This is a genomic window from Actinoplanes hulinensis (assembly GCF_019429605.1).
Lineage (GTDB): Bacteria > Actinomycetota > Actinomycetes > Mycobacteriales > Micromonosporaceae > Actinoplanes > Actinoplanes campanulatus.
This window is the reverse complement of record NZ_JAHXZI010000002.1, coordinates 85,733-108,356: the sequence shown is the minus strand read 5'-3', so window position 1 is coordinate 108,356 and position 22,624 is coordinate 85,733. Positions and strand designations below refer to the sequence as shown.

Sequence of the window (22,624 nt, the reverse complement as noted above, 5' to 3'; positions counted from 1 at the left end):
TGAGACGTCCTTCCCGCTTTCCGACGCCTTCCCTGTACGCCTACCCGAACCGCCGTGGGCAAACAGCGATCCCACTGCCGGGTCCGGCCTGTGCCGCCCGCGCCGGGCGTAGATCGGTGGTCCCGCCGGGATTTCAGGACTCGCGGCGGATCTCGCAGTTGACCTTCGTGGTTGCGGAGCCGCCCACGCAGGTGTCGGTGGCGGTGCCGCCGTTGAGGTGGTCCTTGGCCTTCGGGTTGCTGGCGGGCGTGCCGTCCGCGTCCGGCACGCGGGCGTGCTCCTGCTCCCCGTAGAGCCGGTCGCTGCCCGCGTCCCCGCGCAGCGTGTCGTTGCCGCCCTGCCCGACGAGCAGGTCCTTGCCACCGCCGCCGGAGATGCGGTCGTCACCGGTGCCGCCGTAGATCCGGTTGGCGGCCCCGTTGCCGGTCAGCCGGTCGTTCCCGGAGCCGCCGACGATCATCTCGACGTCGGCGCCGACGGTGTCCCCCTCGCCCGGCGCGCCGTCGTCGCCCTTGGCGCCGTCCAGGTCGACGCGCACGGCGCCACGCCGGCCGCCGTAGTAGGCCAGGTCGATCCCGCTGCCGCCGCGCATGACGTCCCGTCCGGCGTCGGCGTTGAGGTTGTCGTTGCCGGCGCCGCCACCGAGCACGTCGTCGCCGGTGCCGCCGATCAGGCTGTCCGGTCCGGCGCCGCCGGAGAGCACGTCCCGGCCGCTGCCGCCGTAGAGACTGTCCGCGGTGGAGCCGCCGGCGATCCGGTCGTCGCCGGCCCCACCCAGGACCATGATGTCGATGGCGCTCCGGTTGACGATCCGGTCGTTCCGGTCGCCGAGCTTTGCGAAGATCCAGAACAGGTGGTCGTCGGTGCACCGGACCTTGGTGCTGTCGCCGGGGACGGCCCGGCAGCCCGGGCCGGGCTTGATCGCGACCCGGTCGTCGATGGTGACCGTCTTCCCGTTCACGATGATGACGACGTCGTTGACCGCACCCTTGGCCGCCGTGAACTCGACGGTGTAGTCGGCGATGAACGCCGTGCCGGCCGAGGCGGCGTAGGCGGGCGCCGGCAGGACGGCCGCTGACGCGATGGCCGCGATGCCCGCGGCGACGATACCGACCGACTTGATGCTGAAAGTCATTGTTCTTCCCCGTTGTCCAGGCTGCTTCGACATGTAGTGCGATGCGGCCCCGGGCGGGGTGGTTCTGATTCTCAGATCACGGAAACATAACGGCCTGGACCGCGCGCCCGACGGCCGCCGTCTCGGACCCGAACAGGACCAGGGTCGCGGTGCGGACGTGGTGCGGGGTGGCGGCGCCGAGCACGGTGAGAGCCTGGCGGACGGCGTCCTCGACCGGCCAGCGGTAGACGCCGGCCGAGATCAGCGGGAACGCCACCGAGACCGCGCCCAGGTCGTCGGCCACCTGGAGGGAGTTCGTGTAGCAGGCGCGCAGCAGGTCGGAGCGGTCCTCGGTGGCGCTGAAGACGGGGCCGACCGTGTGCACCACCCAGCGGGCCGGCAGCCGGCCCGCCGTGGTCGCGACGGCCTGGCCGACCGGCAGGCCACGGCCGTAGCGGGAGGCCCGCAGCATCCGGGTCTCGGCCAGGATCTCCGGTCCGCCCTTACGGTGGATCGCCCCGTCCACGCCGCCGCCGCCGAGCAGCGACGAGTTGGCCGCGTTGACGATCACATCCTCGGACCGGGCGGTGATGTCGCCCTCGACCAGGTCGATCCTCATAGCGAGGCGGTGCTGGTGATCTCGATGGGCTTACCGAGCGACCGCCGGGCCAGCAGCGTGGCGCCGGCGATGGCGGCCGGCATCACCAGGACGGCGCCGAGCGGGATCAGGAAGCAGGCGAAGACGACCGAGCCGAAGCCCAGGGCCACGGAGCGGTGCTGTCCGAGCACCGCGCGACGGTGCCGCAGCCGCTGGCCACGCCGCTGGAACGCGACGCCGGTCAACTCCAGGGCGAGCAGCCAGCCGCCGACCGCGCCGGCCAGTACGGGGATCACGGTCTGCCCCACGAACGGCAGGAACCCGAGCAGGAAGAGCGGGATGCCGACCAGGATCGAGATGCCGATCAGTTTGAGCGAGTCGACGAGGCTGCGGCGCAGCGACTCCCAGAAGCCGAGGTCCACCGCCTCGGGCACGCCACCGAACCGGTCCTCGACCAATTCCGAGATCTTCTCGTAGAACGGGTCGCCGATCAGCAACGTCACGGCGGTGAAGGTCAGGACGCCGATCAGCACGCTGAGGCCGAGCACCGCGGTGCCGCCGAGCACCCGGAAGGTGCCGCGCAGCCAGCCCGACCAGTCGTCGGCGAACCAGGTGACCTGTGCCGAGAGATCCGGCAGGAACCGCAGCAGCAGGACCATCGCGGCCGTGTAGAGGACTCCGGAGATCAGCGCCGGGATCAGCCCGATGAGGAAGAGCCGGGGGTTGCCCAGCACCAGACCGAGCCCACGGCCCAGCAACCCGGCACCGGTGAAGAACTCACGGAGGGCCGTTACCGGACGTTTCTGATCACCGCTCACGTTGCGTGAGCTTAGAACCCCATCGCTACCGGGGTCGATGCGGAGGGGGTGGCCGATGCGCTCGGCGAGGGCGGAGTGGCGGACGGGCTCGGTGGTTGGTCCGGCTGGGTCGGGGTCGGCACCGGCGGCGCGGTGAGCGGCGGATCGGTGGTCGCGACCGGCGGCACCGGTACGGACTGGACGACTGTCACCGTGGCGATGACCGTGGCGGGCCCGGCCGCCGGCGCCGACAGTGCCGGGACCGGGTCCGGGGTGGCGCGGGGTGGCCGGGCCGTGTAGCCCGCGGCGGAGTCCCGGTTCGGGGCCGCCCCGTCCGGCGCGGCGCCCAGACCGCCGTCGCCGAGGATGGCGCCGGACCCGTCCGGGGCGCCGAGGGCGGCCTGGCGCGCGACCGGCGCTCCGAGGGCCCAGCCGGCCACGACCGCGAACGGCAGCCCGAGAACCACCAAAGCGAAGAAAACGGACTTGGGGGACAAGCGCACGTAATACTCACCGCTCAACCGCGGGAAAAGTTACGGCTTTCCGGACATAGCTCCTGAACTCAAGCGTTGAGGAAGGCAGAGACGCGGTCCCGCAACTCGGCCCGGTTGTTCCAGAGAACGGCCGGCCGGTCGTACACCTCCAGCTCGGCGCCGGGCAGCAGGCCGGCGATCCGCTCCGCCCAGGCCACCGGGTGCACCTCGTCGCCGAGACAACCGATCACCAGCGCCCGGCCCCGGAACCGCCGCAGCAGCGACTCGTCGGCCACCGGTGGCGCCGACCACAGCGTCTCGACCTCGGGCGCCAGCCCGTCCCGTTGCAGCTGCTCGACCCGCTGCCGCAGGAAGCTCCAGCCGGCCGGGGTGTTGCGCACCGAGGACGGCAGCTCCTGCTCGACCGCCGCGGCGATCACCGCGGCCTCCCCCGACTCGACCGACGCCAGCAGCCGGGAGAGGCGCTGCACCGAGGCGGCCGTCCGGGACCCGTCCAGCGCGGCCGGCAGGTAGAGGACCACCCGCTCGAACCGGTCCGGAGCCTCGGTGAGCAGGCGGCACAGCGCGGCGGCGCCCATGCTGACGCCGAGCGCCCGGGTGGCCCCGGACAGGTCGGCGACACCGCGCAGATCGTCGGCCAGGTCACCGAAGGACCACGGGCCGGGCGGCGCATCGGAGCGGCCGTGCCCGCGGAAGTGGAAGAACACCCGGCGGCCGGCGACCGCGCTGCCCAGCGGGCGGGTGCCGGAGACGTCCCCGGCCAGCCCGTGCGCGAACACCGTCACCGGGTCGCCGGCACCGGTGACGAGCTGCTCCACCCGTACCCCTGAAGGGAGAGTGACCAGCTCGGTGACCGGACCCGGCAACGTGGGGCGACCGGTCCGCGGGCCGCTCCGGTCCATGCGCTGGAGGCGCGGCCCGCCGTCCGGAGGAGGCGGGCCGAAACGATTCCTCAATGGCCGGCCCGGATCACCAGAAGCCCTTGCCGTCCGACAGATCCTTGAGGCCCGGGCGGACGTCGAGCATGTAGATGAGCGCCGCGGCGACACCGATCATCGTGATGATGAGCAGGCCGCCCATGGTGATCACGGTCAGCGCCAGACAGACGCCGATGATCGCGGCCCACGCGCCTTTCGGCAGGGTGCCGAGCGCTTGGAAGCCCGCGCCGCGCTGTGTCAGGCAATGGATCAGTGCGACCGCCTGGACAGCCATGGACACGAGCCAGACGGCGGCATTCAGGTAGATGCGGACGTCGTCGAAGAAGATGGGCGCGGCGGATGTGGCCATGAGGAAGAGTCTATGCCGCGGGCCCCGGCATTTGCCGGGGCCCGCGGATCATGTCGGATTGTCGATCACTCGGCGGACGCGGCCGGCTTCGCCCGCTTGCGCGGCTTCGGCGCGGTCTCGACGGCCGGGGTCTCGGTCACCGGGGCCTCGACGGCCTTCGGCTGCTCGGTGGCCTCGATGTCGGCGTTGACCACCTCGGCGGCCTCGACCACACCGGTGCCGACCACGCGCTCGCCACGGGCGACCAGGTCGTTGTAGACGGCGATCGCGCGCTCCTGGGCGACCTGGGCGAAGTTCGCAGCCGCGGTGGTGGCGCTGTCACGCAGGGCCACGAAGTCGGTCTCCTGGGCCTTGCCGCGCAGCTCGGCGGCCTTGGTGCCGGCCTGCTCGTTGTAGGCCTTCAGCGAGGCGGTGGCCCGGTCGCTGAGCTCGGTCAGCACGGCCGGCAGCTTGCGGAGCTGCTCGTAGGCCGCGTCACCGGCGCCTGCGGCGGCGTACAGCGGGGCGGGGATCTTGGTCTTGGTCTGCTCGGTCATTTCGACTCCTCAGCGTCGTCTGCGGGTGGCGCGTTACGGGCGTTCTCGTTGCGGAATGTCTCGTAGATCTGCGTCAGTGACTGCTTCTGCGCGATCGTGAGCTCCGGGTCGACCGCGATGGCGGCCAGCACGCCCTGCTGGCCCTCACCATCGAGCAGCCCCGCCCGCAAATACATCGCGGGTGTCGACACTCGCAAGGCGCTGGCGATCTGCTGCAGCACCTCGGCGCTCGGTTTACGCAGGCCACGCTCGATCTGGCTCAGATAGGGGTTGCTGACGCCGGCCTTGTCGGCGAGCTGCCGGAGCGAGATCTTCGCGGTCTGCCGCAGGTCTCGGATGAACGATCCGATGTCCTCCGGCAGGTCCTTCGGAGTGGCCATGACTCGAAACTAGCTCGGAGTGCTAGCTGTTGCAAGCAAAGTGCTTGCAACAGCTAGCGTGAACCCGGTCACCCCGCTAAATGACCGCGCGAACCTCGCCGACCGGAAGGCCACCACCCAGGATCTGCTCCGGCATCGCGGGAACCTCCAGGCCGAGACGGCGCAGGGCGGCGAGCAGCACCGGTACGCGGGCCCGGCTCGCGCCGTCGGAGATCTTCAGCGCCACCGCTCCCACCCCGGCCATCGCGGCCGCGGCCACCCCGTCGGCGCCCTTCTTCACGAGCAGGCCGGGCACCGCGTTCATCAGCACGGTGTCCTCGGTGCCGGTGCCGGCGACCAGCTCCGGGTGCCCCCGCATCGCGTCGGCCACCCGGCGCTCCGGGCTGCCCGGCTCGGCCTCGACCAGCCGCCGGAACCCCCGGGCCAGCCCGATCGGGGAGATCGCGAAGATCGGTGCGCCGCAGCCGTCCACCCCGAGCGCCGCGATCGGCTCGCCGGACAGACGGCTCACCGCGTCGGCGAGGGCCTTCTGCAACGGATGGTCGATGTCGAGGTACGTGTCCAGGGGCCAGCCGTTGAGCACACAGGTGGCCAGCATCCCGGCGTGCTTGCCGGAACAGTTCATCAGGATCGGCTCGGCCGCGCCGCCGCCACGCAGCCAGTCGTGCCGCGGGACCTCGCCCAGCGGCAGATCGGCCGGGCAGCGCAGCGCCTCCGGCCCGAGATCGACGGCGGCGAGCATGGCCCGCACGCGTTCCACGTGGAACCCCTCGCCGTCGTGGCTGCCGCTGATCAGGGCGAGGTCGGCCTCCTCCCGCGGCAGCAGGCCCGCGTTCAGCAGGCCGACGGTCTGGAGAGGCTTGTTGGACGACCGGGGGAAGAACGGGGTGTCGACGTCACCGATGCTCGTGCCACCGTCGACCGCGACGACACCGTGGTGCGTGCTCTCCACGAAGCCGGAACGGACCACTTCGGCAACGATCATCGGGCTGGGACCCCCAGCAGCTCACGGGCCTGCGACGGGGTGAGCGGCGGACGCTGGGCGAGCTGGGCGAAGCCGACGGCACGGGCCACCAGCTGCATGTTCGACTCGACGGGACGGCCCTTCGCGTACGTCAGGGTGTCCTCCATCCCGACACGCAGGTGCCCACCGGCCGACAGCGACGCCAGCATCACCGGGATCGTGCTGCGGCCGATACCGGTCGCCGAGAACGTGGTGCCCTCCGGCAGGTCACGGACGGCCTGCTCACAGGCGACCAGGGCGGCCGCGGTGCCGGGCATCCCGCCGGGCACGCCCATCACCAGATCCACGTGCACGTGGCCGCCGGCGGGCAGACCGTACCGGCCGAGCAGGTGTTGCAGGGTGGTGAGCTGGCCCAGGTCGAAGATCTCGTACTCCGGCACGATGCCGCGCTCCTGCATGCGGGTGTGCAGGTCGACGATGAACTCCCAGCGGTTCATGAACACGTCGGCGCCGAAGTTGACGGTGCCCATCGTGCAGGAGGCCATCTCCGGGGCGGCGTCCAGAACCGCCAGCCGGTCCGCCTCCGGGTCGTGCACCGAACCACCCGAGGACAACTGCACGATCAGGCCGGTGCCCTCGCGCAGCGCGGCGACGGTGTCCCGCAGGCGGCCCTGGTCCAGGGTCGGGCGGGCGGCGTCGTCACGGATGTGGACGTGAATGATCGAAGCGCCCAGCGCCTCGCACTCCTTTGCGGTGGTCACCAGCTCGTCCAGGGTCACTGGCAGAGCCGGCGCGTCCGCCTTGCTGCTCTCCGCGCCGGTCGGGGCGACGGTGATCAAGGTCCCGGTCATGCCGGTCATCCTGCCATGCGGGACGGCCCGATCTCCTCCGCCGGAAGCGCCCGGAGACCCGTCCGATCGAGTTCAACATCTTCCCCGGTACGGCTTGACCTCGTCCTGACCGACTTGGGCCGTTCCGTCCGTGCGGCGCTCGCTTGCGTCGTGGACCGGCCTGTGCCGCGCCCGCCGGGCTGAGATCGGCCGGCTGCTCCCTAACGTGCCGCCACTCACGCCGGGCGGGTTACCCGGTTCCTACTCGGCGTCGATGGCCGCGGCCGACTCCCCCACCGTGAGGCGGGCGTCGTCGGGCACGTTGCGCTTCACCACGGCCAGCGCGATCATGCCCAGCTCATGGTGCCGCACGGCGGTGCCGACGAAGCCGATCGCCCGCCCGTCCAGCTCGACGGCAGTACCGCGGGCCGGTGGGTGGTCGGTGGCGACCCCGTCCAGGTGCAGCAGGACCTGGCGGCGGGGCGGACGGCCCAGGTTGTGCACCCGGGCGACCGTCTCCTGACCGCGGTAGCACCCCTTCTCGAGGTGCACACTGGCCGCCATCAGCTCGATCTCGGCGGGAATCGTCCGGTGGTCGGTCTCCCAGCCCAGACGCGGGATGCGGGCCGCGACACGCACCGCCTCGTAGGCCCAGAGCCCGGCCGGCGCCACGCCCAGCTTCTCGACGACCGCCTCCTTCGCGGAACGCGGCACGAGCAGGTCCACGCCGAGAGGCACACGACGGGCCAGGCCGCCTTCGAATGCCCGTACCGAATAGAGCGATGTGGCCTGGGGTGGAACGGACCCGGCGGCGAACCGGCTCGCCGGAACCGCGCTGACCCGAGCGGCCGCGAGGTCCGGGAAGAGCTCGGCCGCACCGGGGCCGACCAGCGACAACACCGCGATCTCGGCGGTCGCGTCGCGGGGCTCCACCCGGGTGAAGAAGCGCATCATCTCCAGATATTTCAGGAGTCCCGCCCCCGCGCCGGGCTCGGTGTCGAGCCAGGCCGTCGTCCCGTCCTCGGTGACGAAGGCGTGCTGCTCGATGTGCCCGTTCGGGGAGAGGACCAGCAGCTCACTGCCCTCGCCGCTGCTCAGCGACGAGAGGTGCTGGGTGGTCAGCGTGTGCAACCAGCTCGCCCGCTCCTCGCCGGGAACCGCGATCACCTCACGGTTCGACCGGTCGACCAGGCCCACCCCGGTCTCCAGCAGGCGCTGCTCGCGCATCGGGTCGCCGAAGTGCGCGGGCACTCCGGCATCGGCGGAACCGGGGTCGAGATCCTCGACCATCACGACGGTCACTCGGGCTCCTTGCAGTTGCCGCACAGGCCGAAGAGGGAGACGTGCCCGACGTCCACCCGGAACTCCCGCTCCCGCAGGAGCAGCCCGGTGACCGGCTCCATCACCGCCGGATCGACCTCGGCGATCGACCCGCACGACCGGCACACCAGGTGGACGTGCTGATCCTCGCCGGCCGCATGGTACGTCGGCGAGCCGTGCGAGAGGTGTGTGTGATTGACCAGCCCCAGCTCCTCGAGCAGCTCGAGGGTGCGGTAGACGGTCGTGATGTTCACCCCGGCGGCCCGCTCCCGGACCGCGTTGTGCACCGACTCCGGTGTCGCATGACCGAGTTCGTGCACCGCTTCGAGGATCAGCTGACGCTGCGGGGTGAGTCGCAGGCCCCGCTCCCGGAGCATGGCGGCTAGCGATGTGGCGGACACGTTACGAGCATAGTTCGCTGGATCTCCCGCGGCGTCCCGCCACATCCGGACCGAAGGTGTCGCTCAGCCGCCGATCCGCAGCAGCCGGGCGGACATGTGCGGGTGCAGCTTGCTGTTGTCGACGGAGATCTCGTGGGCGTAGAGCAGCGCGCCCTCGACGATCCCGAAGAGCCGCTGCCCACCGGTGACGTGCAGACCCGACGGCGTGTAGGCGACCGCGTCGGCGGTCATCTCCAGCCGCGTGTTGTTCGCCTTGCCCAGGTAGAGTTCGGCCACCCCGTCCGGCCGGATCATGGTGGCTTCCATCTCGTCACCGGGGCGGTCGTCGACCAGCACCGGACGCCAGAACCCGGACTCGACAAGCGCCTGCCCGATCGGCTTCGACTCGTCGTCGAGCAGCCAGGACCGCGACTCGTAGCGCAGGAACGACCGGCCGTCGTGGCTGATCCGGATCTCCTGGGCGAAGTTGTAGTCCTCGTCCACCGGGAATCCGCCCTGGCCACGGCCCCGCCACAGGCCCACGAAGGGCAGCAGGCCGAGCAGCGACGGGTGCAGGTCCGGGCCGGACCGCAGGTCGTGTGTGTCCTCGTAGGGATAGGGATCGACCGGAGGCGCGTGCAGCCACGGCGGCGGGCCCAGTGGGTTTTCCGTCTCGCTGCCGCTCACCAGCGCCCCCTCGAAATACGCATTGCCAGATAGCCGAACCCGCCGGCCAGCCCACCCAGGGCGGCGACCAGCAGGCTCACGAACCCGATCTCGGTAACCATGACCGGCCCATCTTATGCTGGCCGGTATGGCACGTTTGCTGGTCGTCAAGGCCACCGCCGGCGCCGACGCGCCGGAGCGCTGCTCGCAGGCCTTCAACGTGGCGAGCACGGCGGTGACCGCCGGCATCGGCGTCTCCCTCTGGCTCACCGGGGAGTCCGCGTGGTTCGCCCTGCCCGGACGGGCCGCCGAGTTCGACCTGCCGCACGCCGCACCCCTGCCCGACCTGCTGGAAGTCCTGCTGGCCGAGGCCCGGGTCACCCTCTGCACGCAGTGCGCGGCCCGCCGCGGCATCGGCCCCGGCGACGTCATCCCCGGCATCCGCATCGCCGGCGCGGCGGCCTTCGTCGAGGAGATCATGTCGGAGGGCGCGCAGGCCCTCGTCTACTGACGGCAGCCGGTGGTCAAGGTCACCTGCCACCGCCCGCCCTCGGTGGTCACCACGACCGATTCAGACCCGATCCGGTACGCCCATGCGCCCGGCTCCACCCACACCGGAAGCGTCCCCTCGGGCACGCCGACCGGCTCGCTCTCCGGCCGGGCCGCGCCACCGTCCGCCACGAACGTCGCCGCGGTCCCCCCGTCCGGGCAGGCGACGGCCCGGGTCTCCGTCGTGCTCACGCCACCATCCGCCGGGTCTTCGCCGCCGTCAGCCGGGCTCGGGGTGCTGAACGCCGCCAGCGTCTCGGTGAGCAGCTCCGGGGCCGGGCCGGAAGCCGGGTCGGCCCGGTCGAGTCGCTCCACGCCCGGCCGGCACCCGCTGGAGATCAGGATCCGCAACACCTGGTCGGCGGACGAGGCCTCGGCCGCGATCCCGACGAACTCTCCGGCATCCGCGAACAACGACAACCGGGTGGCGCCCCGGGCCACGGTCATCCCGGCCCGGTAACCGGCCGGAAGCCCTGCCGCGATGCCGTCGAGCGCCGCGTGAGCCTCCCCCTCCGGCACGTAGACGGTCACCTCACGGCTGATCTCGGCGCCGTCCCATGCCGGGGTGAGCGCGCACTCCTCGACCCGCAACTCCCCGAGACGCAGTACCCACTCGCCGCCCTGAGCTGCCGAGACCACCGCACCGGCGGCCTCCCGCAGCACCGGCAGCGCCTGCCCGGCGTCCCGCTGCTCCGGCACCGTGGGCGGGTCGGAACGCACCGACCACAGCCCGCCGCCCAGCAGCAGCACAGCCCAGGCGGTGACCCCACCGATCAGCCATCGACGCCGCCCCGCCCCTGTCACGGCAGTCATGGTGACACGTCAGGAGGGCGGAACCCTAAGTGAGGGACGCATACTCCCGGGACGACAGGAACCGCTCGATCATCTCGGCGGTGCCCGGCGTGAAGGGCCGATCGAGCACCTCGGCCGCCGGTACGAACACCATGGCCGCGCCCTCCCCGAGCACCACGTCCTCCTGTCGCGCGGAGGTAGCCCCGTAGAAGTAGTTCTTGACGCGCGCCTGCTCAGGCAACTCCTGCTGGGCGAAGAGCCGCAGCCGGTCGTCGACCCGCAGCCGGGCCTCCTCCCACAGCTCGCGGGCCGCGCCCTGCTCCGGCGTCTCTTCCGCTTCGATCGCCCCGCCGGGTAGCCCCCACACGTTCGGGAAGTAGGGCGCCTTGTCGTCACGCAGTTGCAGAAGCAGAGCCCCGTCCCGATCCACCACGAACGTGCAGGCAATGAGAAGCACCAGCGAATCCCTCCGGCTCGGCCTTACCGACGACGACCCTAACGGGCGCCCCCAGTCGAGACGCACATTGCTCCATTTCGCCCGCTTTGCATGCCGACGTTGTGCGATCTTGAACGATTTGCCACCGCTGTAGGTAGCCGATCGTTCAAGAACGCTCCGGGTTCCACGTCACCCTGATCCCGATCAGGTCTGGGCCAGGCGGCGGAGGGCGCCCTCGGCGACGTCGGGCCGGGTCGTGTACCAGAACGGGGGCAGGGACTTACGGAGGAAGCCGCCGTAGCCGCGGGCCGTCTCCAGGCGGGAGTCGAGGACCGCGACCACGCCCTTGTCGCCGGTGGAGCGGATCAGGCGGCCGACCCCCTGGGCCAGGCGGACCGCCGCGATCGGGACGCTGACCGCGGAGAAGCCGGAACCGCCGGAGGAGTCCACGGCGGCCGAGCGGGCGGCGGCCAGCGGCTCGTCCGGGCGAGGGAAGGGCAGGCGGTCGATGACGACGAGCTGGCAGGCGTCGCCCGGCACGTCGACGCCCTGCCACAGCGACATCACCCCGAAGAGGCAGCTGGCCCTGTCCTCTTTGAACTTGCGGACCAGGATCGGCAGCGTCTCCTCGCCCTGCAACAGGACCGGCAGGTCGGTCTTGGCGCGCAGCAGCTCGGCGGCCTGGGTGGCGGCCTTGCGGGAGGAGAAGAGCCCGAGAGTACGCCCACCGAGCGCCTCGACCAGCCGGAGCAGCTCGGCCGCGGCCGCGTCGGGCAGGCCGGACGCCGCGGGCCTGGGCAGGTGCGCCGCCACGTACAGAATCCCCTGTTTGGGATAGTCGAAGGGCGACCCGACGTCGAGGGAGGTCCACCCGTCTCCGGAGGAGGCGCCGTCGGCGCCCGCGGGCAGCCCGAGGGAGCGGGCCACCGTGTCGAACCGGCCGCCCAGGGTGAGGGTGGCCGAGGTGACCACGACGGTCCGGTCCTTGTAGAGGCTCTCGGAGAGGGTGCCGGCCACCGACAGCGGCGCCACCACGAGCGCCCGGCGGCCGTGGCCCATGTCGGACTTCTCCACCCAGGCGACGTCGTACGCATTCTCCTCCAGCAGCCGCTGAGCGGTGCCGGACAGCTCGTCGAGCACCGCCTTGGCCTGCTGTTTGCCGACCGGGTCGGAGTCGTCGGCCTTGATCTCGCCGATCGCGGACAGCCCGGACCGGGTGGCCAGCTCCAGGGTCGTGACGGCGAGCCGCAGCGTCTCCGGCAGGCCGTCGGTGAGCCGCCCGGCGGGCACGTCGGCCAGGCCCACGGTGAGCGCGTCGGCGGCCTCGGCGAGTTGTTCGGCGGCGGCCTGCGGGACCAGGGTGCGGGCGCGGCGGCCGGCCCGCTCGATCGCCTCCGGGGTGAGCTCGGCCTGGGCGGCCGAGGAGACCCGGTCGGCGAGCTCGTGCGCCTCGTCGACGACGAGTAGTTTGTGCGGCGGCACGATCTGCCGGCCGGCGAGCATGTCGACGGCGAGGAGGCTGTGGTTGGTGACGACGATGTCGGCCTCGCGGGCCCGGGTGCGGGAGGCCTCGGCGAAGCACTCCGCCCCGTACGGGCAACGGCCGGCCCCGACGCAGTCACGTGCCGGCATGGACACCTGCCGCCAGGCGGTGTCATCGACGCCGGGGTCCAGCTCGTCCCGGTCGCCGGTCTGCGTCTTCTCCGACCAGGCCCGGACCCGCTGGATCTGTTTGCCGAGCCGGCCCGCCTCGCCGAGCCACTGGCCGGCCTTGGGCGCGGGGGCGGCGTCGAACAGGGTGTCGGTGGGCCCCTCCTCGTCGGCGTGCTCGAGCTTGGCCACGCAGAGGTAGTGGTGACGGCCCTTGAGAACGGCGAACGTGGGCTGGCGCCCGAGCACCGGCTGGACCGCCTCGGCGAGCCGGGGCAGGTCGTGCTCGACCAGCTGGTTCTGGAGCGCCAGGGTGGCCGTGGAGACCACCACCGGGCCGTCGACGAGCAGGGCCGGGGTCAGGTAGCCGAGGCTCTTGCCGGTGCCCGTGCCGGCCTGGACGAGCAGGTGCTCACGGTCCTTGATCGACTTCTCGATGGCCTCGACCATGGCCTGCTGACCTGGGCGGGCGGCCCCTCCGGGGACCGCGCCGACGGCGGCGGCGAGGAGCTGTCCGGCGGTGGTCTTCTTCTTGGCGGCTGCGGGCACGGTGGAACCGTACCCGCCACCACCGACATATCCGGGTCACCGCTAGGGTGCAAGCCATGCCGAGCGAGATGGTCCGGGTCATCTACACGAAGTACGACGGTTCGGCGCATCGTGACTACCCGGCCCGCCGCCTGGCCGAGGACGACCTGGGCACCTGGGTCGGCGTGACGCGCGGCACAGCGTCGGTCTACCACGGCCGCCCCTCGGTGGAGCAGATCCCGTTCGTCCTGTTGATCCCGCATCACGCCTGGTGGACCGGGATGTTCAACCCGCCGCCGCGGACCAGCGAGGTCTACTGCGACATCACCACCCCGGCCCGCTGGGAGGGTGACACGGTGCACATCGTCGACCTGGATCTGGATGCGGTCCGCCGCCGCGAGAGCGGTCTGGTCGAGCTGCGCGACGAGGACGAGTTCGCCGAGCACCGGGTCGCGTTCGGTTACCCGGAGGATCTCGTGGAGCACGCCTATGCCGCGTCCCACTACCTGCTCGGGGTGCTCGGCGACGGCACCGAGCCGTTCGCCTCGCACTACCGCAAGCACCTACTCGAGGTCACCCAGGACTAGCTTCTCCGGGTTCTGCTGGCTGAAGAGGCCGGTGATCCGCCCGTCGTCGACGGCGACGGCGAGCGCCACACTGAGCCCCTCGCCCCGGATCAGGATCGCGGCCGTGCCGTCGACCAGCACCGGTTCCGTCGTGACGCCGCTGACGGCGGCGAATTTCCTGGCCAGCCCGAGGTAGAACCGGGCCACCTTCTCGGCGCCGAGGATCGGCCGGAGCGCGGACCGGACCACCCCGCCGCCGTCGCTGATCGCGACCACGTCGGGGGCGAGCACCGCGGCGAGGGTACGCATGTCGCCGTCCCGTGCCGCGGCGAGGAAGGCGTCGAGCACCCGCCGCTGCTCGGCCGGCCCGGCGGTGTGCCGGACGCCGCCGCCGGAGACCGCCCGGCGGGCCCGTGAGGCGTGCTGGCGGGCCGCGGCCGGCGTGCCGTCGAGCACCGCGGCCACCTCGTCGAACGGCACGCCGAACGCGTCGTGCAGGACGAACGCGACCCGCTGCTCCGGGGTGAGCCGTTCCAGCACCACGAGCAGCGCGAGGCTGACCTGGTCGGCGATCTCGGCCCGGTCGGCGGGGCCGGCGTCCGGTTCGACCACGAAGGCGGGCAGCCACTCACCGGGGTACGCGGTACGGCGTACCCGGGCGGAATTGAGCTGGTCCAGGCAGATCCGGCCGGTGACCGTGGTGAGCCAGCCCCGCGCGTCCCGGATGTCGCCGGCCGGCTGTTGCGCGTAGCGCAGCCAGGCCTCCTGGACCGCGTCCTCGGCCTCGGTCCGGCTGCCGAGCATCCGGTACGCGACGGCCATCAGATAGGGACGGTGGGCCTCGAACTCGGTCACGGTCGGCGACGGCATGAAGGAAATTCTGCGGGAGATTGCGGGTTCCCGGGAGTCGACTGTGCCACAGTATGAAACACCCATAAAGTACGAATCGGATGGTGCGTGTTGCAGGACATGGCGACTCTCGCCGGCGGCCTGGCCGGTCTCGCCGGAGCCGGTGGCGCGGTCTCGGTCGCGGTATTCCGCCGTTCCCGCCGCTCATGGCTGATCTCCGGGCACGCGCTGACCGGACCGGCCCTCGCCGACCCGCTGCCCGGGGTGCTCAAGCTCGGACTGGGCGGGATGACCGTACGGGTCTACCCCGGACCCCGCGGCGAGCTCTTCCTCGGGCCCGGCGCCCCGCAGCCCGGCCGCACCCTGCGCCGCCTGGTGCTGGCGCCGCTCTTCGCCCGGGCCATGGCCGCCGACGGCCGGCTCTGGCCGAACCAGCAGGCGCCGTTCCGGCTGGTGGTCGAGTTCGGCGGGCCGAGCCGGGACCCGCAGGCGCTGCTGCGCGCCTACCGGATGCTGGACCGGCAACTGCGCGACCACGCCGACCTGCTCAGCCGGAGCCGCGACGGGGTGCTGACCGCGGGCGCGGTGACCGTCACGGTGACCGGCGCGGTCGACGTCCGTGAGCTGCTCGCCGCCCAGTCCGAACGGTACGCGTTCGCCGACGGCACCTTCGATGACCTGGGCTCCCGCGCCGCCCCGCCGGATCTGGTGCCGATGGTGAGCGAGTGGTGGACCAGGCGGTTCGGCTGGGACGGCCGCGATCCGATCACCGCCGAGGAACGGCATCAGCTGCACGCGCTGGTCCGGGCCGCTCACGACGACGGCCGTACGGTCCGGTTCTCCGGGCTGCCGGAGGGCTCCCGCAAGGCCCGTGCGGCAGTGTGGAGCGAGCTGGGAGCGGCCGGTGTGGACGTGATCGCCGACGCCGACCTGACCGGGCTGGCCCGGCACCTGCGCCGGCACCCGGTCAGCGGAACCCCTCGCCCGCACCTTCCGACGAGGGCGGTACGCCGTTCCGTCCCCCGCCCGAACGCGCCCCGCACGGTTGTACATCACGAACAGGTTTGACCCCGTCGCGAAGGGTGAACCCGCGTGGACCGATAGCATGCCTCCGGAGATCCATCCACAAGACCGCCGATCGAGGTCCGCGCCGTGAAGTTCTCATTCCGTCCCGTCGAGGGCGCCTTCTACGAACTCTTCACCAAGGCCGCGTCCAACCTGGTGAAGGGAACCGAGCTGCTCAACGAGCTCGCGCTGCCCGGAGTGGACGTCCAATCGGTCGCCGACCGGCTGAGCGACGTGGAGCACGACAGCGACTCGATCACCCACGAGCTGTACAAGAAGATCAACTCCACCTTCATCACCCCGTTCGACCGGGAGGACATCTACTCGCTCGGCTCCCAGCTGGACGATGTGATGGACCACCTGGAGGCGGCCGGCAACCTGCTCTACCTGTACGGGCTGACCGACCTGCCGTCGCTCCCGCGGGAGATGCACGAGCTGGTCACCGTGCTGGACCAGCAGGCGAAGATCACCGCCGAGGCGATGCCCCGACTGCGCTCGATGAAGGGCCTCGAGGAGTACTGGATCGAGGTCAACCGCCTGGAGAACGACGGCGACCGCGCCTACCGGATGCTGCTGGTCCGGCTCTTCTCCGGGGAGTACGACGCCCTGACCGTCTTGAAGATGAAGGAGGTCGTCGACGAGCTGGAGGCGGCCTGTGACGCCTTCGAGCACGTGGCCAACACGGTCGAGACCATCGCGGTCAAGGAGTCCTAGACCTTGGATCCCGAATTCATAGCGGTCGTGGCGGTGATCCTGGCCGCGATGGCGTTCGACTACACGAACGGCTTCCACGACGCCGCGAACGCCATCGCCACCAGCGTGAGCACCCGGGCCCTGACCCCGCGGGTCGCGCTGGTGATGGCCGCGGTCGGCAACTTCATCGGCGCCCACCTGGGCACCGAGGTGGCCAAGACGGTCGGTGACGGCCTGGTCGACCTGCCGACCGGGATCGCCAGCCTCGGCGTCGTGTTCGCCGGCGTGCTCGGCGCCATCGTCTGGAACCTGATCACGTGGTATTTCGGGTTGCCGTCCAGCTCGTCGCACGCGCTCTTCGGCGGCCTGGTCGGCGCCACCCTCTTCGCCACGGCCGGCGAGGTGCAGTGGGACAACATCATCAGCAAGGTGCTGGTCCCGATGGTGCTGTCGCCGCTGGTCGGGCTGGTGCTCGGCTTCGTGATGATGGTCGCGATCATGTGGATCTTCCGGCGCGGCCACCCGGGCCGGCTGAACCGCGGTTTCCGCTGGGCGCAGACCGTCTCGGCCGCGGCGATGTCCATCGGGCACGGCATGCAGGACGCCGCGAAGACGATGGGCATCGTGGTGCTGGCCCTCTACACCGGCGGCATCCAGGACGACCCCACGCACATCCCGGAATGGGTGTACTGGACGTCCGCGACCGTCCTGGCGGCCGGCACCTACTCCGGCGGCTGGCGGATCATCCGCACCCTGGGCCGCAAGATCATCGACCTGGGCCCGGCCGAGGGGTTCGCGGCCGAGACCGTGGCCAGCTCGGTGCTCTACTTCAACGCCCTGGTGCTGTCCGCACCGATCTCGACCACGCACACCATCACCTCGGCGATCATGGGCGTGGGCGCGACGAAGCGGCTCAGCGCGGTCCGGTGGAACGTGGCGGGCAACATCGTGATCGCGTGGGTCACGACGTTCCCCGCCGCCGCGTTCTTCTCCTGCCTGATCTACTTCGTGGTCCGGCCGCTCTTCAGTCCGTGAGCTGGTAGGCCACGCCGATCTGGTCGCGCAGCGCGTCCAGCAGGGCCATCACCTCGAGCGTGGTGGCCTGCGGGACCAGCGGGCTCTCCAGCTCACCGGCGAGCAGGCAGCGCTGCACCTCGGCCGCCTCGAACTGGTAGCCGCTGCCCTCGAAGGGGAACTCGAACGTCTCCGGGGCGCGGTCCGGCCGGTTCAGCACGAACGAACGCGGCACGAAGAAGCCGACCGGCAGGTCGATCCGCCCGGCGGTCCCGGTGATCGAGGCCGCGTTCCGGCTGGCGCCGTTGATGCTGCACGTCAGCGCGGCCACCGCGCCGGCCTGATAGCCCATCAGGACGCCGGTGTTCTCGTCCACCCGCTCCGGGGTGAGATGCGCCCAGGCCTGCGCCGAGACCGGCGAACCCAGGATCAGATGCGCCAGGTGGATCGGGTAGACGCCCAGGTCGAGCAGCGCACCGCCGCCCAGCCTCGGGTCGCGCAGCCGGTGCGTGGCCTCGAACGGGCCCTGGAGCCCGAAGTCGGCGTGGAGGGCGCTGACGTCGCCGATCGCGCCCCCGGCGACCAGATCGGCGATCTTCCGGATCGCCGGGTTGCAGCGCATCCACATGGCCTCCATGAGGAACACCCCACGGGCCCGGGCCGCCTCGATCAGCGTCGTGGCGGAGGCCAGATCCACGGTGATCGGCTTCTCCACGAGCACCGCTTTGCCGGCCTCCACGCACAGCATCGCGGCGTCCAGATGGAAGGCGTGCGGCGTGGCCACGTAGATCGCGTCGACGCCGTCGTCGGCCGCCAGGTCCGCGTACGAGCCGTGCGCCCGGGCGAACCCGAACCGCTCGGCGAACGCCTCGGCGCTCGCGAGATTCCGCGAGCCGACGGCGGCCAGTTCGGCGCCCGCCACCAGGGGCAGGTCGGCCGCGAACGTACCGGCGATCCCACCGGGACCGAGAATCCCCCAGCGCACCTTCTGTCCAGTCATGATCGATACCGTATCGCCCGGGGCACCCGCGGTGGCAGGATCGACCGGTGACCGACTCGATGCCGCTTCCCCCCGCCATGTCGCAGCGCGCACGTGAGTTCACCGGCCCACCGGTCCCGGCCCGCCCGGCGGCCACGGTGGTCCTGCTCCGGCCGCACGCCGACACCTTCCAGGTCTACGTCCTCCGCCGGGCCTCCACCATGGTCTTCGGCGGCCTCTACGCCTTCCCGGGCGGGACCGTGGACCCCTCGGACCGTCCCGACACCATCCGCGCCGACTGGCCCGGGCGTCTCGGCGTGCCCACCGGGGAGGCGCACGCGGTGGTCGGTGCCGCCGCCCGGGAGCTCTTCGAGGAGACCGGCATCCTGCTGGCCGGTTCGCTCGCCGAACCGGACCACACGGCCACCGCCACCGACGGCGTCGACTGGGAGACCGACCGCGCCGCCGTCCAGCGCCGCGAGCTCACCATGACCGAGCTGCTCGCCCGGCGTGGCATGCGCCTGCGCGACGACCTGCTGCTGCCCTGGGCCCGCTGGATCACCCCGGACTTCGAGCCCAAACGGTTCGACACCTGGTTCTTCGTGGCGCTGCTCCCCGAGGCGCAGACCACCCGCGACGTCTCCGGCGAGGCCGACCGCACCGCTTGGATCACCATCGAGGACACCGCCGGCCTCCCGATGCTGCCGCCCACCCGGCGCACCCTCGACCAGTTGGCCGCCTGCCGAACCATCCCGGACGTCGTCGCCGCCTCCGCCCACCGCGACGCCGCGACCCCCCTCAACCCCCGCGTCGAGGTCACCCCGGACGGCCAGGTCACCCTCCACATCCCATGAACATTTCCGGTACGGGACCGACCGCCCCACCGAATCGTGTCCGCCCCGCCGGCTCCACGCGAGCGTCTGCCGTCCCCAGCCTTTGCCGCGCCCACCGGGCTGAGCTCGGTGGTCCGGCTACCCCACCCACCCACCCACGGAACGCCCACCCGCCCCTACGGCGGTGCACTCGACGTCCCCGCAAAACGCCGCCGGTGTCGGGGCAGGTGATTTCCCGCCGCCAGCAAAACCCGCTGGCGTCGGCAAATCACCTGCCTCGACACCGGTTACAAGGCGTTTTGCCGCGGAGCGAAGCGGAGCAATCAGGCCCAGCTTTATCCGAAGCGGCCCGTGATGTAGTCCTCGGTCTTCTTCTGGGTGGGGTTGCTGAAGATCTTCTGGGTGTCGTCGTACTCGATCAGGCGGCCCGGGTCGCCGGTCTTGTCGATCGAGAAGAACCCGGTCTTGTCGCTGACCCGGGCGGCCTGCTGCATGTTGTGCGTGACGATGATGATCGTGAAGCGGTCCTTCAGCTTGAACATCAGGTCCTCGATCGCCAGCGTCGAGATCGGGTCGAGGGCGGAACACGGCTCGTCCATCAGCACGACCTGCGGCTCGACCGCGATGGTGCGGGCGATGCAGAGGCGCTGCTGCTGACCGCCGGAGAGACCCGCGCCGGGCCGGTCGAGACGGTCCTTGACCTCGTCCCACAGGTTCGCCGAGCGCAGCGACTTCTCGGCGGCCTCGTCCAGCAGCGACTTCTTCTTGACGCCGTTGAGCTTGAGGCCGGCGACCGCGTTCTCGTAGATCGACATGGTCGGGAACGGGTTGGGCCGCTGGAAGACCATGCCGATCATGCGGCGGACGGCGGTGACGTCCACGTCCGGGTCGTAGATGTTCTGGTCGTCGATGGTCAGGCTGCCCTCGATGCGGGCGCCCGGCAGCACCTCGTGCATGCGGTTGATGGACCGCAGGAACGTGGACTTGCCGCAGCCGGACGGGCCGATCAGAGCGGTGATCGTCTTCGGCTCGACCGTCATCGAGACGCTGTCGATGGCCTTGAACGAACCGTAGTAGGAGGAGACGTTGCTCGCCTCGATGCGCTTTGCCATGGCGGGGTACACCTTCTTTACCGGGACAGTTTGTTGCGTCGGGCGAGCAACTTGGCGGCGATGGTCAGGATCAGGACCAGCGCCACCAGGGTCAGCGCGGCGGTCCAGGCCCGGGCCGGCGCGTATCGGGAGGCGTCTCCGGCCTGCTGGTAGACGAAGAGTGAGAGGGACTGCTGGTTCCCGCCGAACGGGTCGAAGTTGATCGCCGCGGCGCCGCCGGCGACCAACAGCACCGGGGCGGTCTCGCCGGCCGCGCGGGCGACGGCGAGCATGACGCCGGTGACGATGCCGGGCAGTGCGGTCGGCAGGACCACCTTGAGGATCGTCTTCCACTGGGGGACGCCGAGCGCGTACGAGCCCTCGCGGAGCGGCCCGGGCACCAGGCGCAGCATCTCCTCGGTGGAGCGGACGATCGTCGGCAGCATCAGCACGGCCAGGGCCAGTGAGGCGGCGAAGCCGGAGAACCGCGGCTGCCCGTTGTTGAACCACGGGCTGACTATCAGCACCCAGAACGACAGGATGAACAGACCGGCCACGATCGACGGGATACCGGTCATCACGTCGACGAAGAAGCGGACCGTGCCGGCGAACTTTCCGCGTCCGTACTCGACCAGGTAGATGGCGCCGAGCACGCCGAGCGGCACCGCCATCAGGGTGGCGATGCCGACCTGCTGCAGGGTGCCGATGATGGCGTGGTAGGCGCCACCCAGCGGGTCCCGGGCGCCGATGTTGTTCATCGAGGTGCTGAAGAAGTTCGCGTCGAGGCGCTCGACGCCCTTGGAGACCAGCGTCCACACCACCGAGGCGAGCGGCAGGATGGCCAGGACGCACGCGGAGTAGATGAGCGCCTGCATGGTGCGGTTCTTGGCGGCCCGCTTGCCCTCCACCCGGCTGGCGGCGTAGTACAGGCCGACCAGGTAGAGGAAGGCCCCGACCACCACGGCCAGGACCCAGTTGCCGACTCCGGTGCCGAGCACGACCACCGCGGCGACCGCGAAGGCGGCGACCGCGACGAGCACGTTGGTGACGACCGGGAGCTTGCGGCTGCGAATGTTGTCCGGCGTCATGACGACGCCCGGCACCTGCTGTTCGAGAATGCTCATGCGGCACTGTCCCGGAACTCGCGACGGCGGTAGATGATCGCTCGCGCCGTCATGTTGACCACCAGCGTGATCACGAAGAGCACCAGCCCGGAGGCGATCAGGGCGCCGCGGCCGGTCTCGTTGGCCTCACCGAAGGCGTTCGCGATGTTGGCGGCGATCGAGTTGCCGCCGTTCTCGATCAGGTTGAAGTTGATTTTGAAGGCGATGCTGAGCGTCAGGGCCAGGGCGATGGTCTCGCCGAGCGCGCGGCCGAGTCCGAGCATCACGGCGGCGATCACGCCGGGCTTGCCGTACGGCAGGACCGCGGTCCGGATCATCTCCCAGCGGGTGGCGCCGAGGGCCAGGGCGGCCTCCTCGTTCATGCCCGGGGTCTGCTGGAAGACCTCACGGGAGAGCGAGGTGACGATCGGCAGCACCATGATCGCCAGCACCAGGCCGCCGAGCATGATGGACTGGCCGAACGGGCCCTCGCCGCCGAATAGCGGGATCCAGCCGAAGTACTGGTTGAGCCAGATCGAGAAGTCGCGGACCGGCTGCTGGAACACGTCCCGGCCCCAGAGACCGAAGACGACACTGGGCACCGCCGCGAGCAGGTCGATCACGAAGCCCAGTGGGGTCGCCAGGCGCCGGGGCGCGTAGTGCGAGAGGAAGAGCGCGATGCTCAGCGCGATCGGCACCGCGACGATCAGCGCGATGATCGAGCTGAGGACGGTGCCGAAGGCGAGCGCGGCGATGCCGAAGACGGGTTCCGTGTCATTCGGGAACCACTTGAGCTCGGTCAGGAAACCGGCGTTGTTGGCCTGGAGGGCCGGCACCGCCTTGGAGATCAGGAAGACGGCGATGGCGACGATGATGACCAGCACCATCGCACCGGCGGCCGTGGACAGGCCACGGAAGCCCGTCTCCATCGAGAAGCGGGTCTTCTTGGGCAGTGCGCCACCGCCACCGAGCGGGGGCTCGTTGTAGTTGCCCGGGGAATTGCCGTAGCCGGCGCCCTGAGCATGACGCGGAGTCATGGCCAGGTCGCCGGCGGTGGCGTTCGCCGAGCGGGAAGGGTAGTCACCCATCTGCGCGCTCGCTGTCGTCTAG

At 71.1% G+C, this 22,624-nt stretch carries 27 protein-coding genes and 1 pseudogene; 6 read left to right on the top strand and 22 right to left on the bottom strand.

The annotated features are described in order from the left end of the window. Positions 1–133: 133 nt before the first annotated feature. The 14 genes and pseudogenes from KZ829_RS43775 to mtfM form a co-directional block, all read right to left on the bottom strand. Positions 134–1,135 carry a calcium-binding protein gene (locus tag KZ829_RS43775; RefSeq protein WP_281428031.1) on the bottom strand — a complete coding sequence of 334 codons (1,002 nt, stop codon included), beginning with the start codon at positions 1,133–1,135 and terminating at the stop codon, positions 134–136. Between the two features lie 76 nt (positions 1,136–1,211). Next, positions 1,212–1,733 (bottom strand): O-acetyl-ADP-ribose deacetylase, encoded by a 522-nt coding sequence (locus KZ829_RS04175; RefSeq protein ID WP_220142522.1) that lies wholly within the window; start codon positions 1,731–1,733, stop codon positions 1,212–1,214. After that, positions 1,730–2,530: an EI24 domain-containing protein gene (locus KZ829_RS04170; RefSeq protein WP_220142521.1), complete on the bottom strand. Its 801-nt coding sequence runs from the start codon at positions 2,528–2,530 to the stop codon at positions 1,730–1,732. The genes KZ829_RS04175 and KZ829_RS04170 overlap by 4 nt, the downstream gene beginning before the upstream one ends. Before the next feature lie 11 nt (positions 2,531–2,541). After that, on the bottom strand, positions 2,542–2,976 hold the full coding sequence (locus KZ829_RS04165) for a hypothetical protein (protein WP_220142520.1): 435 nt from the start codon (positions 2,974–2,976) through the stop codon (positions 2,542–2,544). 95 nt (positions 2,977–3,071) lie between these two features. After that, the gene (locus tag KZ829_RS04160) at positions 3,072–3,959 is read right to left on the bottom strand and encodes an alpha/beta fold hydrolase (RefSeq protein ID WP_372453834.1); all 888 of its coding nucleotides are present in this window, start codon (positions 3,957–3,959) and stop codon (positions 3,072–3,074) included. 13 nt (positions 3,960–3,972) lie between these two features. Further along, a complete protein-coding gene (locus KZ829_RS04155) occupies positions 3,973–4,290 on the bottom strand; it encodes a DUF2516 family protein (protein ID WP_208469763.1) in 318 nt (105 codons plus the stop codon). Between the two features lie 65 nt (positions 4,291–4,355). Beyond that, a complete protein-coding gene (locus KZ829_RS04150) occupies positions 4,356–4,826 on the bottom strand; it encodes a hypothetical protein (protein ID WP_220142518.1) in 471 nt (156 codons plus the stop codon). After that, positions 4,826–5,206 (bottom strand): annotated as a pseudogene (locus KZ829_RS04145) (helix-turn-helix domain-containing protein); the annotation flags it as partial. The pseudogene KZ829_RS04145 and the gene KZ829_RS04150, both read right to left, overlap by 1 nt. A 76-nt stretch (positions 5,207–5,282) precedes the next feature. Then, positions 5,283–6,191, bottom strand: coding sequence for an asparaginase (locus KZ829_RS04140; RefSeq protein ID WP_220142516.1), 909 nt, complete (start codon positions 6,189–6,191; stop codon positions 5,283–5,285). Continuing rightward, a complete protein-coding gene (locus tag KZ829_RS04135) occupies positions 6,188–7,021 on the bottom strand; it encodes a beta-keto acid cleavage family enzyme (protein ID WP_372453833.1) in 834 nt (277 codons plus the stop codon). Before KZ829_RS04135 ends, KZ829_RS04140 begins: the two co-directional genes overlap by 4 nt. Before the next feature lie 240 nt (positions 7,022–7,261). Then, positions 7,262–8,290, bottom strand: coding sequence for a CAF17-like 4Fe-4S cluster assembly/insertion protein YgfZ (gene ygfZ / locus KZ829_RS04130; protein WP_220142871.1), 1,029 nt, complete (start codon positions 8,288–8,290; stop codon positions 7,262–7,264). An 8-nt stretch (positions 8,291–8,298) separates the two neighbouring features. Beyond that, the gene (locus tag KZ829_RS04125) at positions 8,299–8,721 is read right to left on the bottom strand and encodes a Fur family transcriptional regulator (RefSeq protein WP_220142515.1); all 423 of its coding nucleotides are present in this window, start codon (positions 8,719–8,721) and stop codon (positions 8,299–8,301) included. Positions 8,722–8,784: 63 nt separating this feature from the next. Beyond that, positions 8,785–9,387 (bottom strand): heme-binding beta-barrel domain-containing protein, encoded by a 603-nt coding sequence (locus tag KZ829_RS04120; protein ID WP_220142514.1) that lies wholly within the window; start codon positions 9,385–9,387, stop codon positions 8,785–8,787. Continuing rightward, on the bottom strand, positions 9,384–9,488 hold the full coding sequence (mtfM, locus tag KZ829_RS43770; RefSeq protein ID WP_043533180.1) for a small membrane protein MtfM: 105 nt from the start codon (positions 9,486–9,488) through the stop codon (positions 9,384–9,386). Before mtfM ends, KZ829_RS04120 begins: the two co-directional genes overlap by 4 nt. 14 nt (positions 9,489–9,502) lie before the next feature. Between mtfM and KZ829_RS04115 the strand changes: the two genes are divergently transcribed. Further along, positions 9,503–9,877: a DsrE family protein gene (locus tag KZ829_RS04115; RefSeq protein WP_220142513.1), complete on the top strand. Its 375-nt coding sequence runs from the start codon at positions 9,503–9,505 to the stop codon at positions 9,875–9,877. On the opposite strand, the gene KZ829_RS04110 is transcribed toward KZ829_RS04115, so the two are convergent. The 3 genes from KZ829_RS04110 to KZ829_RS04100 form a co-directional block, all read right to left on the bottom strand. Continuing rightward, positions 9,871–10,728, bottom strand: a complete 858-nt coding sequence (locus KZ829_RS04110; RefSeq protein WP_220142512.1) for a hypothetical protein — start codon at positions 10,726–10,728, stop codon at positions 9,871–9,873. The genes KZ829_RS04115 and KZ829_RS04110 overlap by 7 nt on opposite strands. 25 nt (positions 10,729–10,753) lie before the next feature. Continuing rightward, positions 10,754–11,164: an NUDIX hydrolase gene (locus KZ829_RS04105; RefSeq protein WP_308285328.1), complete on the bottom strand. Its 411-nt coding sequence runs from the start codon at positions 11,162–11,164 to the stop codon at positions 10,754–10,756. 183 nt (positions 11,165–11,347) lie between these two features. Beyond that, the gene (locus KZ829_RS04100) at positions 11,348–13,243 is read right to left on the bottom strand and encodes an ATP-dependent DNA helicase (protein ID WP_246635101.1); all 1,896 of its coding nucleotides are present in this window, start codon (positions 13,241–13,243) and stop codon (positions 11,348–11,350) included. 155 nt (positions 13,244–13,398) lie between these two features. Between KZ829_RS04100 and KZ829_RS04095 the strand changes: the two genes are divergently transcribed. Beyond that, positions 13,399–13,908 (top strand): DUF402 domain-containing protein, encoded by a 510-nt coding sequence (locus KZ829_RS04095; RefSeq protein WP_220142510.1) that lies wholly within the window; start codon positions 13,399–13,401, stop codon positions 13,906–13,908. Here the strand turns inward: KZ829_RS04095 and sigJ are convergent. Further along, positions 13,885–14,757 (bottom strand): RNA polymerase sigma factor SigJ, encoded by an 873-nt coding sequence (gene sigJ / locus KZ829_RS04090; RefSeq protein WP_220142509.1) that lies wholly within the window; start codon positions 14,755–14,757, stop codon positions 13,885–13,887. The genes KZ829_RS04095 and sigJ overlap by 24 nt on opposite strands. 99 nt (positions 14,758–14,856) lie before the next feature. Here sigJ and KZ829_RS04085 point away from each other — a divergent pair, with 99 nt between their 5' ends. The 3 genes from KZ829_RS04085 to KZ829_RS04075 all read left to right on the top strand — a co-directional run bounded on the left by KZ829_RS04085 (position 14,857) and on the right by KZ829_RS04075 (position 17,529). Then, positions 14,857–15,804: a PI-PLC domain-containing protein gene (locus tag KZ829_RS04085; RefSeq protein ID WP_220142508.1), complete on the top strand. Its 948-nt coding sequence runs from the start codon at positions 14,857–14,859 to the stop codon at positions 15,802–15,804. An 84-nt stretch (positions 15,805–15,888) separates the two neighbouring features. Continuing rightward, positions 15,889–16,515 carry a DUF47 domain-containing protein gene (locus KZ829_RS04080; RefSeq protein ID WP_220142507.1) on the top strand — a complete coding sequence of 209 codons (627 nt, stop codon included), beginning with the start codon at positions 15,889–15,891 and terminating at the stop codon, positions 16,513–16,515. A 3-nt stretch (positions 16,516–16,518) separates the two neighbouring features. Further along, positions 16,519–17,529, top strand: coding sequence for an inorganic phosphate transporter (locus KZ829_RS04075; RefSeq protein WP_220142506.1), 1,011 nt, complete (start codon positions 16,519–16,521; stop codon positions 17,527–17,529). Here the strand turns inward: KZ829_RS04075 and KZ829_RS04070 are convergent. Next, positions 17,519–18,508, bottom strand: coding sequence for a Gfo/Idh/MocA family protein (locus tag KZ829_RS04070; protein WP_220142505.1), 990 nt, complete (start codon positions 18,506–18,508; stop codon positions 17,519–17,521). The genes KZ829_RS04075 and KZ829_RS04070 overlap by 11 nt on opposite strands. 59 nt (positions 18,509–18,567) lie before the next feature. Between KZ829_RS04070 and KZ829_RS04065 the strand changes: the two genes are divergently transcribed. Then, entirely contained in the window at positions 18,568–19,341 is a 774-nt protein-coding gene (locus KZ829_RS04065) for an NUDIX hydrolase (protein ID WP_220142869.1), read from the top strand. Between the two features lie 314 nt (positions 19,342–19,655). On the opposite strand, the gene pstB is transcribed toward KZ829_RS04065, so the two are convergent. From pstB to pstC, 3 genes are read right to left on the bottom strand one after another with little or no spacing between them, the layout of a single operon-like run. Beyond that, a complete protein-coding gene (gene pstB / locus KZ829_RS04060; protein ID WP_220142504.1) occupies positions 19,656–20,432 on the bottom strand; it encodes a phosphate ABC transporter ATP-binding protein PstB in 777 nt (258 codons plus the stop codon). A gap of 17 nt (positions 20,433–20,449) precedes the next feature. After that, the gene (gene pstA, locus KZ829_RS04055) at positions 20,450–21,535 is read right to left on the bottom strand and encodes a phosphate ABC transporter permease PstA (RefSeq protein WP_220142503.1); all 1,086 of its coding nucleotides are present in this window, start codon (positions 21,533–21,535) and stop codon (positions 20,450–20,452) included. Beyond that, complete coding sequence (pstC, locus tag KZ829_RS04050) at positions 21,532–22,602, bottom strand: phosphate ABC transporter permease subunit PstC (protein WP_220142502.1); 1,071 nt, start codon at positions 22,600–22,602, stop codon at positions 21,532–21,534. The genes pstA and pstC overlap by 4 nt, the downstream gene beginning before the upstream one ends. Between the last annotated feature and the right edge of the window lie 22 nt (positions 22,603–22,624).

Bases quoted from the DNA above. Each gene is read 5' to 3' on its own strand.
- KZ829_RS43775 (WP_281428031.1), bottom strand. From the start codon at position 1,135: ATGACTTTCAGCATCAAGTCGGTCGGTATCGTCGCCGCGGGCATCGCG.
- KZ829_RS04175 (WP_220142522.1), bottom strand. From the start codon at position 1,733: ATGAGGATCGACCTGGTCGAGGGCGACATCACCGCCCGGTCCGAGGAT.
- KZ829_RS04155 (WP_208469763.1), bottom strand. From the start codon at position 4,290: ATGGCCACATCCGCCGCGCCCATCTTCTTCGACGACGTCCGCATCTAC.
- KZ829_RS04150 (WP_220142518.1), bottom strand. From the start codon at position 4,826: ATGACCGAGCAGACCAAGACCAAGATCCCCGCCCCGCTGTACGCCGCC.
- KZ829_RS04140 (WP_220142516.1), bottom strand. From the start codon at position 6,191: ATGATCGTTGCCGAAGTGGTCCGTTCCGGCTTCGTGGAGAGCACGCAC.
- KZ829_RS04135 (WP_372453833.1), bottom strand. From the start codon at position 7,021: ATGACCGGGACCTTGATCACCGTCGCCCCGACCGGCGCGGAGAGCAGC.
- ygfZ (WP_220142871.1), bottom strand. From the start codon at position 8,290: ATGGTCGAGGATCTCGACCCCGGTTCCGCCGATGCCGGAGTGCCCGCG.
- mtfM (WP_043533180.1), bottom strand. From the start codon at position 9,488: ATGGTTACCGAGATCGGGTTCGTGAGCCTGCTGGTCGCCGCCCTGGGT.
- KZ829_RS04115 (WP_220142513.1), top strand. From the start codon at position 9,503: ATGCTGGCCGGTATGGCACGTTTGCTGGTCGTCAAGGCCACCGCCGGC.
- KZ829_RS04110 (WP_220142512.1), bottom strand. From the start codon at position 10,728: ATGACTGCCGTGACAGGGGCGGGGCGGCGTCGATGGCTGATCGGTGGG.
- KZ829_RS04100 (WP_246635101.1), bottom strand. From the start codon at position 13,243: ATGGTCGAGGCCATCGAGAAGTCGATCAAGGACCGTGAGCACCTGCTC.
- KZ829_RS04095 (WP_220142510.1), top strand. From the start codon at position 13,399: ATGCCGAGCGAGATGGTCCGGGTCATCTACACGAAGTACGACGGTTCG.
- sigJ (WP_220142509.1), bottom strand. From the start codon at position 14,757: ATGCCGTCGCCGACCGTGACCGAGTTCGAGGCCCACCGTCCCTATCTG.
- KZ829_RS04085 (WP_220142508.1), top strand. From the start codon at position 14,857: ATGGCGACTCTCGCCGGCGGCCTGGCCGGTCTCGCCGGAGCCGGTGGC.
- KZ829_RS04070 (WP_220142505.1), bottom strand. From the start codon at position 18,508: ATGACTGGACAGAAGGTGCGCTGGGGGATTCTCGGTCCCGGTGGGATC.
- KZ829_RS04065 (WP_220142869.1), top strand. From the start codon at position 18,568: ATGCCGCTTCCCCCCGCCATGTCGCAGCGCGCACGTGAGTTCACCGGC.
- pstB (WP_220142504.1), bottom strand. From the start codon at position 20,432: ATGGCAAAGCGCATCGAGGCGAGCAACGTCTCCTCCTACTACGGTTCG.
- pstA (WP_220142503.1), bottom strand. From the start codon at position 21,535: ATGAGCATTCTCGAACAGCAGGTGCCGGGCGTCGTCATGACGCCGGAC.
- pstC (WP_220142502.1), bottom strand. From the start codon at position 22,602: ATGGGTGACTACCCTTCCCGCTCGGCGAACGCCACCGCCGGCGACCTG.